Origin of the sequence: Cupriavidus basilensis (assembly GCF_029335485.1) — a bacterium.
GTDB lineage: Bacteria > Pseudomonadota > Gammaproteobacteria > Burkholderiales > Burkholderiaceae > Cupriavidus > Cupriavidus basilensis_E.
In genome coordinates this window covers 1-11069 of sequence record NZ_JARJLM010000592.1, presented here as the reverse complement: position 1 = coordinate 11069, position 11069 = coordinate 1, and the positions used below count along the sequence as shown (strand labels likewise).

Annotated in this window: 12 protein-coding genes; 11 read left to right on the top strand and 1 reads right to left on the bottom strand. The window is 68.5% G+C overall.

Annotation, left to right across the window (positions count from 1 at the left end):
* Positions 1-7 precede the first annotated feature (7 nt).
* Positions 8-676, top strand: coding sequence for a DUF484 family protein (locus tag P3W85_RS36730; protein ID WP_276268394.1), 669 nt, complete (start codon positions 8-10; stop codon positions 674-676).
* A 49-nt stretch (positions 677-725) separates the two neighbouring features.
* Positions 726-1919, top strand: coding sequence for a tyrosine recombinase XerC (locus P3W85_RS36725; protein ID WP_276268392.1), 1194 nt, complete (start codon positions 726-728; stop codon positions 1917-1919).
* On the opposite strand, the gene P3W85_RS36720 is transcribed toward P3W85_RS36725, so the two are convergent.
* Positions 1916-2875: a transcriptional regulator GcvA gene (locus tag P3W85_RS36720; RefSeq protein WP_276268391.1), complete on the bottom strand. Its 960-nt coding sequence runs from the start codon at positions 2873-2875 to the stop codon at positions 1916-1918. The genes P3W85_RS36725 and P3W85_RS36720 overlap by 4 nt on opposite strands.
* Before the next feature lie 217 nt (positions 2876-3092).
* On the opposite strand from P3W85_RS36720, the gene P3W85_RS36715 reads away from it, so the two are divergent.
* The 9 genes from P3W85_RS36715 to pcp form a co-directional block, all read left to right on the top strand.
* A complete protein-coding gene (locus P3W85_RS36715) occupies positions 3093-3452 on the top strand; it encodes a DUF2917 domain-containing protein (RefSeq protein WP_017226383.1) in 360 nt (119 codons plus the stop codon).
* A 158-nt stretch (positions 3453-3610) separates the two neighbouring features.
* Entirely contained in the window at positions 3611-4342 is a 732-nt protein-coding gene (lipB, locus tag P3W85_RS36710; protein WP_276268393.1) for a lipoyl(octanoyl) transferase LipB, read from the top strand.
* A gap of 43 nt (positions 4343-4385) precedes the next feature.
* Entirely contained in the window at positions 4386-5381 is a 996-nt protein-coding gene (gene lipA / locus P3W85_RS36705) for a lipoyl synthase (protein ID WP_017226381.1), read from the top strand.
* A 604-nt stretch (positions 5382-5985) separates the two neighbouring features.
* The gene (gene pxpB / locus P3W85_RS36700) at positions 5986-6636 is read left to right on the top strand and encodes a 5-oxoprolinase subunit PxpB (RefSeq protein ID WP_276268390.1); all 651 of its coding nucleotides are present in this window, start codon (positions 5986-5988) and stop codon (positions 6634-6636) included.
* A 103-nt stretch (positions 6637-6739) separates the two neighbouring features.
* Positions 6740-7762: a biotin-dependent carboxyltransferase family protein gene (locus P3W85_RS36695; protein WP_276268389.1), complete on the top strand. Its 1023-nt coding sequence runs from the start codon at positions 6740-6742 to the stop codon at positions 7760-7762.
* Between the two features lie 70 nt (positions 7763-7832).
* The gene (pxpA, locus tag P3W85_RS36690; protein ID WP_276268388.1) at positions 7833-8573 is read left to right on the top strand and encodes a 5-oxoprolinase subunit PxpA; all 741 of its coding nucleotides are present in this window, start codon (positions 7833-7835) and stop codon (positions 8571-8573) included.
* Positions 8574-8704: 131 nt separating this feature from the next.
* A complete protein-coding gene (locus P3W85_RS36685; protein ID WP_017230201.1) occupies positions 8705-9445 on the top strand; it encodes a DUF969 domain-containing protein in 741 nt (246 codons plus the stop codon).
* A gap of 3 nt (positions 9446-9448) precedes the next feature.
* Positions 9449-10399: a DUF979 domain-containing protein gene (locus P3W85_RS36680; RefSeq protein ID WP_017230202.1), complete on the top strand. Its 951-nt coding sequence runs from the start codon at positions 9449-9451 to the stop codon at positions 10397-10399.
* A gap of 70 nt (positions 10400-10469) precedes the next feature.
* The coding region (gene pcp, locus P3W85_RS36675) for a pyroglutamyl-peptidase I (protein ID WP_276268387.1) at positions 10470-11069 on the top strand (600 nt) is incomplete at its 3' end.

The window sequence follows — 11069 nt, the reverse complement described above, 5'->3', positions numbered from 1 at the left end:
GAAGCCAATGAACCCCCAAGAAGTTGCCTCCTACCTGCAGTCCAATCCCCAGTTCTTCGAAGACCACGCCGAGTTGCTGGCGGCGGTGCAGCTCACCAGCCCGCACAGCCACCGCGCGGTGTCGCTGCAGGAGCGTCAGATGGAAATCCTGCGCGAGAAGAACAAGGGCCTGGAGCTGAAGCTGGCGGATCTGGTCCGCCATGGGCACGATAACGACCGCACCCAGCAGCGCATGCATGCCTGGCAGCTGCGCCTGCTGGCCGAGGTGGATTCGCACGCGTTGCCCTACGCGGTGCAGGACGGGCTGCAGCAGGTATTCGACGTGCCGGGCGTGGCCCTCAAGCTGTGGAATGTGGCCGAGGGCTACGCGCATATGGAAGTCACGCAGGGCGTCAGCGAGGATGTCCGCCTGTTCGCCGAAGGCTTGCGCGCGCCGTACTGCGGTGTCAACAGCGGCTTCGAGGCGGCAGCCTGGCTGGAGCGCGACGATATTGCCTCGCTGGCCATGGTGACGCTGCGCGTGCCTGTGCGCGACGCCGGCACGCTCGGAGCGGCCTTCGGGCTGCTGGTGCTGGGGTCGCCCGAGGTGCGGCGTTTCCATGAGGGCATGGGCACGGCCTACCTGGCGCAGATCGGCGAAGTGGCCGGCGCCGCGCTCAACCGGCTGCGCGACTAGTGGACGCAAGCCGGATCATGCGCCGCGACCGCGCTATCCGGACCCGGCCATGACGGCCGCCCGTCCGCCCGGCTCCGGCGGCCCGGCCGCGCGGCCACGCAAGGCCGGCGCGAAGCAGCCCGCTGCGCGCAAGACCGCAGCCAAGCCGCGGAAGCCCGCGGCGCGCGAGGCGGTCTCTTCCGGGCCGCTCGCCAAGCCCACGCCCGATCCCCTGGTGCTGCGCTACCTCGACTGGCTGGCCAGTAGCCGCAAGCTTGCCGACCATACCCTTTCCAGCTACGGCCGCGACCTGTCGGTGCTGCAGGCGCACGCTGCCCGGTACGCGCCCGGTTGCGCCCTGCTCTCGCTGCAGACCCAGCATATCCGCGGCTTTGCCGCGCGGCTGCATGGCGGCGGCCTGGCCGGCACCAGCATCGCCCGCACGCTGTCGGCGTGGCGCGGCTTCTACCTGTGGGCCGCGCGCCATGGCCTGGGTGTCGAGGCCAATCCAGTGGACGGCGTGCGCGCGCCCAGGTCCGGGCACCGGCTGCCCAAGGCCTTGTCGGTGGAGCATGCGGTGGCGCTGGTCTCGCACAGCGCGGGCGAGGGTGCCGAAGGCTTGCGCGACCAGGCCGTGTACGAGTTGTTCTACTCCAGCGGCCTGCGCCTGTCCGAGCTGGTGCAGCTCGACCATCGCTATACCGAGGACGGGGATTACCGCTCCGCCGGCTGGATCGATATGGACGGCGCCGAGGTCACGGTGATCGGCAAGGGCGCGCGCCGCCGCACCGTGCCGGTCGGCAGCAAGGCCATGGACGCCCTGCGCGCCTGGCTCGGCGCGCGCGCGCAGTTGTTGCGCCCCGGCGCGTTGCCGCAAGACGCGCATGCGCTGTTCCTGAACGCGCGTGGCCGGCGCCTGCCGATGCGCACCGTGCAGCTGCGCATCAAGCAGCAGGCGATCCGTGCGGGCGTGCCCGCCGACGTGCACCCGCACATGCTGCGGCATTCCTTTGCCACCCACGTGCTGCAGTCCTCGGGCGATTTGCGGGCGGTGCAGGAAATGCTCGGCCATGCCAGCGTTGCCACCACCCAGATCTATACGGCGCTGGACTTCCAGCATCTGGCCAAGGTCTACGACAAGGCCCATCCGCGCGCCGGGCGGGTGCGCTCGGTGCCGGCGCCGATGGCTGAGCCCAAGGCCGGCGAGCCGGCTGCGGACGAGGCTGCCGGTCCTTCCGCTCCCGTCCCCGGCGAAGACGCCTAACTCTCCCACTGCGCCAGGATGCTGCGGAAGCCTTCCATCTCGGGCAGCAGCCAGGCGCGGAAGGCCTTGACCTTGGGCGCTTCCAGCATGCCGGGCGAGCAGACAAAGTAGAGCAGCCACGGGCAGGCGATGCCGACGTCGAACAGCCGCACCACGCGTCCGGAGAGCAGGTCGTTATAGGCCAGGGAGGAACGGATCAGGGCGATGCCCTGGCCGGCCGCCGCCGCTTGCAGCAACAGCGAGGAGTCTTCCAGCAGCAGGCCCTTGCGCGGCTCCGGCCAGTCGAGCCCGGCGGCCTCGAACCATGGCTTCCACGGGTCGCCCTCGCCGCGCAGCAGCGGCATGCCCTTCATGTCCTGCGGCCGTGCCGGCAGCTTGCCGCCGTTGAAGGCTGGGCTGCAGACCGGGAAGAACACATCGTCCAGCAGTTTTTCCACATACAGGCCGGGATAGTCGCCGCTGCCCATGCGCAGTGCGATGTCGACTTCCTCGCGTCCGAAATCCACCAGGGTGTTGGATGACAGCAACTCCACGTCGAGTTCGGGATGCCGTTCGATAAAGCTGCCGATGCGCGGTGTGAGCCAGCGCGCGGCGAAGGAGGGCATGGTGCTGATGGTGAGGCGCTTGTCGCGGTTGCCTGCCTGCAGCACACGGGTGGCGTCGGCGATCTCCAGCAGCGCTTCGCGTACGCGCGCGGCGTAGGCCCGGCCGCCGGGCGTCAGGCTGACGCGCTTGCCGTTGCGTTCGAACAACAGCTGGCCAAGTTCCTCCTCCAGTGCGCGGATCTGGTGGCTGACCGCGCCGTGGGTGACGAACAACTCCGCGGCGGCGCGCGAAAAGCTTTCGTGCCGGGCGGCCGCCTCGAAAGCGCGCAGCGCGGTCAGTGGCGGCAGGCGCGGCAGCTCGCGGTGCCAGCCACGTGGCAAATCTCTCTCCCATACTCCCTTCAGCGCCATCCCCGACCTCGTCTTATGTGAGTTTCTCTAACAAGAACACGGAAAATATATCGTTTTGGAAGGGGCCGGGCAATCACTAGAATGCAATGCATCGGCGCTCTGCCCGCACCGGTTCCGGTCAAGTAATAGCGTAGCCCGCCCCGGCTGGCGCGACCGGCTGCAGCCCATTCCGGGCAAGCGGGCGCGCGAGCGGCGATGCCAGTGAAGGATGCCCAAAATGAAAACATTGCTCACAACAACCCTGTTCACCCTGAGCCCGGGCGAAGTCACCTCGCTTTCCATCCATGCTGCCCAGCGCCTGCGCGTGGAAGAGGCTACCGGAACCGACGTCTGGCTGACCCGCGCCGGCGATGCGGAGGATTACTGGCTGCGCTGCGGCGGCAGCCAGTTGCTCGAAAGCGGCGATGAGATCACGCTGAGCATCGATCCCCGCGCCAAACAACCGGTACGCCTGGCCCTGATCGCCGAGGCCCGCCGGCCTGCCGTCAGCCTGCCGCACCTGTTGGGGCGCATGGCGCGGCGTCTGGTTCGAGGCACCGAGTGGACGCCTGGCCAGGACCGGGTCACTGCCTCCTGAGGCGGGTGGCGGCGCACGCGGCCATCTGCGGCTGGTGCATTCGCGGGACACCCCCGATGCCAGCCGGGCAAGCGCGGAGTGAAAGAGCGGGAGAGGGGCGGCATCCAGTGCGATCCGCCCCTTTTCCTTATTTTCGTTAAACTGCCGGGATGCAATCGATACAAGCCATCGAAGTCATCGAGCAGGGCCGGCAAGACTACGAACCCTGTTTCGACGCGATGCGCGCCTATACCGCCGCACGCACTGCCGATACCCCCGACCAGATCTGGCTGGTCGAACACCCTCCGGTCTACACCCTTGGCCAGGCGGGAGATCCCGCGCACCTGCTGGCGCCCGACGAGGCGATTCCCGTAGTGCGGATCGATCGTGGCGGCCAGATCACATATCACGGTCCTGGCCAGGTGGTGGCCTACCTGCTGCTCGATCTGCGCCGGCGCCGCCTGATGGTCCGCGAGCTGGTCCACGCGATCGAGCAGGCCGTGCTGGACACGCTCGCAGCGTATAATCTCGCAGCCGAACGCAAGCCCGGCGCGCCTGGTATCTACCTTTGCGAAGGTCCGCACCAGGGCGCCAAGATCGCCGCGCTCGGCCTGAAGATCCGCAACGGCTGCAGCTATCACGGCGTCAGCCTCAACGTGCAGATGGACCTCGCGCCCTTCCTGCGCATCAACCCCTGCGGCTATGCCGGCCTGGAAACGGTCGACATGGCAACGGCGGGCGCCACCTTGGCGGTGGCCGATGCGGCTGGCGCGTCCCGCCTGCCCGTGACCGCGGCACAACAAGCCGATATCGCGCGGCGCCTTGCGGCGGCGCTGTGCGAGGTGCTGGCAGTGGCGCAGGAACGCGCCCTGGCAGCCGACCGGAATACCGCCGCGGCCCTGGCCAATTAGTCATCCAGCCGAATATGCACGCACCGCGCGTGCGGAGAACACTATGAGCGACGCCCTGATCGCCACTTCCAGCGAAGCCCCGCAACCCCAGGCGGAGCAGTACGACCCGACCCGCAAGCAGAAGTCGGCGGACAAGACCGCGCGCATTCCCATCAAGATCGTGCCGGCCGAGAAGCTCAAGAAGCCCGAGTGGATCCGCGTCAAGGCGGCCACCGGCAGCTCCCGCTTCTACGAGATCAAGGACATCCTGCGCGCCAACAACCTGGTGACGGTATGCGAGGAAGCCAGCTGCCCGAACATCGGCGAATGCTTCGGCAAGGGCACCGCGACCTTCATGATCATGGGCGACAAGTGCACGCGCCGCTGCCCGTTCTGCGACGTCGGCCACGGCCGCCCCGATCCGCTCGACGCCAATGAGCCGGGCAACCTGGCCCGCACCATCGCCCAGCTCAAGCTGAACTACGTGGTGATCACCAGCGTCGACCGCGACGACCTGCGCGACGGCGGCGCCCAGCATTTCGTCGATTGCATCACGCTGACCCGCGAGCTGTCGCCGGCCACCCGCATCGAAGTCCTGGTGCCGGACTTCCGCGGCCGCCTGGACAAGGCGCTGGACATCCTGCAATCCGGCCCGCCGGACGTGATGAACCACAATATGGAAACCGTGCCCCGCCTGTACAAGCAGGCGCGCCCGGGCGCCGATTACGCGCACTCGCTCAAGCTGCTGCAGGAGTTCAAGCGCCGCAATCCCACCGTGGCCACCAAGTCCGGCCTGATGGTGGGCCTGGGCGAGACCGATGAGGAGATCCTCGAAGTCATGCGCGACATGCGCGCCCACGACATCGACATGCTGACCATCGGCCAGTACCTGGCGCCGTCGGGCCACCACCTGCCGGTGATGCGCTACGTGCATCCGGACACCTTCAAGATGTTCGAGGCCGAAGCCTACAAGATGGGCTTCACCCATGCCGCCGTGGGCGCCATGGTGCGCAGTTCCTACCACGCCGACGAGCAGGCGCACAAGGCTGGCTTCGCCTGACGAGCCAAAGCCGTCCGCAATGACGACGGTGTGAACCGCTGGCGCTAAGCGAAGCCGCCAGGATGCGCCAGAACCATCGGCAATGACGATGGCTGTCACTCCCCCTCCTCACGGAGAGAGGGGAGGCCACCAGCGCAGATCCAACGTTGTCAGCAGACCGGCCGGTATCCACCCGGCCGTTTTTTTGTCTGCGGCACCCGCTGCAGACCTACCTGGCGTTGCATGCGCGCCACGGCCAGACCTGTTTCCCCCGATTTTTTTTCTCCTGCGCAAGTCCGCGCCGGCGAGCCCGCGCGCGCCGGAATCGCACCGGACTGGTTCGTCGCGGGAGCCGCGCCGGGCACCCTTGCACCGGTTGAATTCGCACGTCCTTCGAGCCGCACCAGGACAGGGCGCAGCATTGGCCGCCCGCAAACACGAGGGCGGGAAACCCTAGGGTCTACACCTAGTCCCAGCATCTTATTGTTTGGTTATCATGAATTTATCGACAAATTGTCGATGAAAAAAGATTCTGCTCACGGACCGGGTCGCAGCCGGCATCGCGCCTGACTAGTCCAGTGCGCCCGCCTACACTGCAAGACAGGTCCCCCTGCCCGTGCCTTCCATGACCCCATGTTCCGTTCACCGCCTGGCCGAGCGCGCGCTGCTGTGCAGCGTGCCGCCGCCGGCCTCGCTCGATGTGCAGCGACGTATCTGGGCCATGGCGCAGCGTGCCGCGGAATGGCGGGGCGTGGTCGATGCGGTGCCGGGCATGAACAACCTCACCGTGGTGTTCGGCCCCGACGCCGATCCCGAGGCGCTGGAGCGCAACCTGAAGCTCGCCTGGGCTTCGGGCGAGGCACGCGCGGCCACGGGCAAGCTGGTTGAGATTCCCGTGCGATATGGCGGCGAATACGGGCCCGACCTGGCCGAAGTCGCCGCGCATACCGGCCTCTCGGTGCAGGAAGTGGTGCGCCGCCACAGCGAGGGCGAGTATGTCGTGTACTTCCTCGGCTTCCAGCCTGGCTTCGCCTATCTGGGCGGCATGTCCCCGTCGCTGGCCACGCCGCGCCGGCGCGAGCCGCGGCTGTCGGTGCCGGCCGGCTCGGTCGGTATCGGCGGCGAGCAGACCGGCATCTACCCGGCCGCCGCGCCCGGCGGCTGGCAGCTGATCGGGCACACCGCCAGCGAACTGTTCCTGGCCGACCGAGATCCGCCGTCCTTGTTCGCGCCGGGCGATACCGTGCGATTTGTTGTAGAGGAAGTGCTGCCGTGAGCCATCTTTCCGCCGTCTCCTGCGCCGTTCCCTGCGCCGCTTGCACGCCCGCGCCCGGTCGCCAGCCTTGCCGTCTTGCCGGGGCGGCGCGGAGGGCCTTCGCGTGATCGAGATCATTCGTCCCGGCGCGCTGGCCTCGGTCCAGGATCTCGGCCGTCCCGGCTTTCGCCGCTTTGGCGTCGGCACCGCCGGTGCACTCGATACGGTCGCGCTCACCATCGGCAACCGGCTGCTCGGCAACCCCGCGGCAGACGCCGCCATCGAATTCACGCTGGGCCGCGCCGCCGTGCGCTTCCACGCCGACATGCGGGTTGCGCTGACCGGCGCCGAATGCCGGGCCAACCTCGACGGCGTGCCGGTGTGGTCATGGCATGCCTTCGACGTGCGCCGCGGCGAGACGCTGACGCTGTCGGCCGCGCAGGGCGGCACCCGCACCTATCTGTGCGTGGCGGGCGGGATTGCGGTGGCGCCCGTGATGGGCTCGCGCAGCACCGACCTGAAGGCCGGCTTCGGCGGCCTGGACGGCCGCGGCCTGCGCGAGGGCGACCGGCTCGACGCCGGCCGTCCCGGCGTGGCCGACGACAGCGACTGGCTGGGCGTGCAGGCCCCGGCCTGGGCGCTGCCGGTGAAGAAGCTGGGCGACGCGATGCCGGTCCGCATGCTGCCCGGCATCGAATACGAAGACTTCGATGCCGCCGCGCGCGAGGCGCTGTGGCAGTCCGACTGGATCGTCACGCCCAACAGCAACCGCATGGGCCTGCGCCTGCAAGGCCCGGCGCTGGCGCGCCAGCCCGGGCAGGGCGCCGACCTGCTCTCGCACGGCGTGCTGCCGGGCGTGGTGCAGGTGCCGCCGGCCGGCCAGCCCATCGTGCTGATGGCCGATGCCCAGACCACCGGTGGCTATCCCAAGATCGGCGTGGTGATCGGCGCCGACCTGTGGCGGCTGGCGCAGGTGCCGCTGGGCGCGCCGGTGCGCTTCGTGCGTGTCTCGCTGGATGAGGCCGCCGCCGCGCAGGCCGGGCTGGACCGCTACCTGCAGCAGGTGGACCAGGCGCTGCGGTGGCAGGGCGACGGCATGGTGATCGCATCGCGGCGGCGCACGCGCAGCCGCGCGGCGGTGGCCTGAGCCGCAAGACGACGCCCTTCCCCCGGATTCAAGATCAACACAGGCCGCAAGACCGAAGAGGAGTAACGCAATGCATATCGACCTGAACGCCGACCTCGGCGAGGGCTGCGGCAACGACCGCGAACTGCTGGCACTGATCAGCTCGGCCAACGTGGCCTGCGGCTGGCATGCCGGCGACGCCGCCACCATGCTGCAGACCGTGAAGTGGGCGCTGGAGCAGGGCGTGGCCATCGGTGCGCATCCGAGCTATCCGGACCGCGAGAACTTCGGCCGGACCGAGATGCAGCGGGATCCGGAGGTGGTGTACGCGGACGTGCTGTACCAGATCGGCGCGCTGGCGGCGATGGTGCGCGCGCAGGGCGGGCAGCTGGCGCACGTCAAGCCGCACGGCGCGCTCTACAACCAGGCCGCGAAGGATGCCAGGCTGGCCGATGCGATCGTGCGCGCCGTGCGCGACTTCGATTCGGACCTGGTCTTCTTTGGCCTGGCCGGCAGCGTGATGGTGAAGGTGGCGCGCGAAGCCGGCCTCAAGGTGAAGGAAGAGGTCTTCGCCGACCGCGGCTACAACCCGGACGGCTCGCTGGTCAAGCGCGGCACGCCCGGCGCGCTGCACGAAGACGAGGACGTGGCCCTGGGCCAGACGCTGGAGATGGTGCGCGAGCAGCGCGTGCGCGCCATCGACGGCAGCTATGTACCGATTCGCGCCGAAACCGTGTGTCTGCACGGCGACGGCGCACACGCGCTTGCCTTTGCGCGCCGCATCCGCGAGCGGCTCGGCGCCGAAGGCATTGCAATCCGCGCCGGCGGCTGAAGGGGCGTACCACGCGTTAATCGCAACGGACGCGCCCCCAGGCTTCCGGCATTCACTGTGACCCGCGCGACGTCGAGCGGCATGACGCGGCGCGTGGCACTCGCCTCCATCACACTCTATTGGTGTCTCTCATGGAACAGGCAGTCAATCTCTGGCCCCTAGTCGGGGTCGGCATCATCATCCTCGGCTTCGTGCTGCGCTTCAATCCCATGATGGTGGTGGCGCTTGCCGCCATCGCCACGGGGCTGGCGGCGCCCATGCCGGTCATGCAGATTTTCACGGCGATCGGTACCGCCTTTGTCAAGACGCGCAACCTGCCGCTCATCATCCTGCTGCCGCTGGCGGTGATCGGCCTGCTCGAGCGGCACGGGCTGCGCGAACATGCGCAGGCGTGGATCTCGCGCATTGCCTCGGCCACGGTCGGGCGCTTGCTGATCGTCTATCTCGGCGTGCGCGAACTGACCGCCGCGGTGGGCCTGACCAGCCTCGGCGGCCATCCGCAGATGGTGCGTCCGCTGCTGGCGCCGATGGCCGAAGGCGCGGCCGAGACCCGCTTCGGCAAGCTGCCCGAGCCGGTGCGCCAGCGCGTGCTGGCCTTCTGCGCGGCCACCGACAACGTTGGCCTGTTCTTCGGCGAGGACATCTTCGTGGCCTTCGGCGCCATCGCGCTGATGCACACCTTCCTGCTGTCCTCGAATATCGACGTGGAACCGCTGCATATCGCCGTGTGGGGCATCCCCACCGCGATCTGCGCCTTCCTGATCCACGCCGTGCGCCTCAAGCGCCTGGACATGTGGCTGGAACGCGAGGTGGGCGGCGGCAAGGCTGCCACCACGGCCGGCGCTGCCGCCACGGCCAAGAGCGGGGAGTAAGCCATGATTATCTCGATCGACTATCTCTACTGGCTCGCCGGCCTGGTGCTGGCCATCACCGCGCTGATGACCTTCGCCGACCGCGAGCATCCGCGCCGCCTCAGCACGGGTTTGTTCTGGGCACTGTATGCGCTGGTCTTCCTGATCGGCGACAAGCTGCCGCCGGCCATCGTCGGCATCGGCGCCGTGGTGATGGCGCTGATCGCCGGCTTTGGCGGCGTTGGCCACGGCAAGCACAGCACGCTGCCGGAAGCCGAGCGCCGTACTTCGGCCAAGCGCCTTGGCAACAGGCTGTTCATCCCGGCCCTGCTGATTCCGCTGGTGACCGTGATCGGCACGCTGCTGTTCAAGGACGTGAAGCTCGCCGGCCTGGCGCTGCTCGATCCCAAGAACGTCACCTTCGTCTCGCTTGGCATCGGCTGCCTGGTGGCGCTTGGCGTGGCATGCTGGCTCACCCGAGACACGGTGGTGCAGGGCGTGCGCGAATCGCGCCGGCTGACCGAGTCGCTCGGCTGGGCGCTGGTGCTGCCGCAGATGCTCGCCATGCTCGGCCTGGTGTTCGCGGACGCCGGCGTGGGCAAGGCGGTGGCGCACCTGACCACGGCTTATATCAATATGGACTACAGGCTGGTGGCCGTGGTGGTGTACTGCGTGGGCATGGCGCTGTTCACCGTGATCATGGGCAATGGCTTTGCCGCCTTCCCGGTGATGACCGGCGGCATCGGCGTGCCCATCCTGGTGAACATGTTCCACGGCAATCCGGCGGTGATGGCGGCCATCGGCATGTTCTCGGGCTACTGCGGCACGCTGATGACGCCGATGGCGGCCAACTTCAACATCGTGCCCGCCGCGCTGCTGGAGCTGGACGACAAGAACGCCGTGATCCGGGCGCAGGTGCCAACCGCGCTGATGATCCTGGTGGCCAATATCGCACTGCTGTATTTCCTCATGTAAGAACGCGGTCCCGCCGCGAAAGTTTGGCCAGGGGCCCGGGCAACCGGGCTTCCGGCCAGGAGTCCCTGTCATGCGTACCGTGCTGCTGACCGGCTTCGAGCCGTTCGAGAGCGAACCCATCAATCCTTCCTGGGAGGTCGTGCGCGCGCTCGACGGCGAGCGCATCGGCGGCACGCCCGATGGCGCCGATGCGGCCGTGATCGTCGCGCGCCAGTTGCCTTGCGTGTTCGGCGCGGCCAACGACGCCATGGCGGACCTGCTCGATGCGCTGCAGCCCGTGCTGGTGATCGCGGTGGGGCAGGCGGGCGGGCGCCCGGACATGTCGGTCGAGCGCGTGGCAATCAATGTCGACGACGCGCGCATTGCCGACAACGCCGGCGCCCAGCCCATCGATACCCGTATTGCCGAGGACGGACCCGCGGCGTATTTTTCCAGCCTGCCGATCAAGGCCATCGTGCGCCGCATGCGCACGGCCGGCGTGCCGGCCTCGGTGTCGCAGACCGCCGGCACCTTCGTCTGCAATCACGTGTTTTACGGGCTGATGCACTTGCTGGCGACGCAGAGCGTGCCGGCGGGCGTGCGCGGCGGCTTCATCCATATTCCCTATCTGCCGGAGCAGGCCGCGCGGCATCCGGGCCAGCCCAGTCTGGCGCTGGCCACGATGGTCGAC

What these genes read in the sequence shown, in the direction of transcription:
- P3W85_RS36715 (WP_017226383.1), top strand. Translation starts at nt 3,093, where the DNA reads ATGAAAACATTGCTCACAACAACCCTGTTCACCCTGAGCCCGGGCGAA.
- P3W85_RS36725 (WP_276268392.1), top strand. Translation starts at nt 726, where the DNA reads ATGACGGCCGCCCGTCCGCCCGGCTCCGGCGGCCCGGCCGCGCGGCCA.
- lipA (WP_017226381.1), top strand. Translation starts at nt 4,386, where the DNA reads ATGAGCGACGCCCTGATCGCCACTTCCAGCGAAGCCCCGCAACCCCAG.
- pxpA (WP_276268388.1), top strand. Translation starts at nt 7,833, where the DNA reads ATGCATATCGACCTGAACGCCGACCTCGGCGAGGGCTGCGGCAACGAC.
- P3W85_RS36680 (WP_017230202.1), top strand. Translation starts at nt 9,449, where the DNA reads ATGATTATCTCGATCGACTATCTCTACTGGCTCGCCGGCCTGGTGCTG.
- P3W85_RS36685 (WP_017230201.1), top strand. Translation starts at nt 8,705, where the DNA reads ATGGAACAGGCAGTCAATCTCTGGCCCCTAGTCGGGGTCGGCATCATC.
- P3W85_RS36720 (WP_276268391.1), bottom strand. Translation starts at nt 2,875, where the DNA reads ATGGCGCTGAAGGGAGTATGGGAGAGAGATTTGCCACGTGGCTGGCAC.
- pxpB (WP_276268390.1), top strand. Translation starts at nt 5,986, where the DNA reads ATGACCCCATGTTCCGTTCACCGCCTGGCCGAGCGCGCGCTGCTGTGC.
- P3W85_RS36730 (WP_276268394.1), top strand. Translation starts at nt 8, where the DNA reads ATGAACCCCCAAGAAGTTGCCTCCTACCTGCAGTCCAATCCCCAGTTC.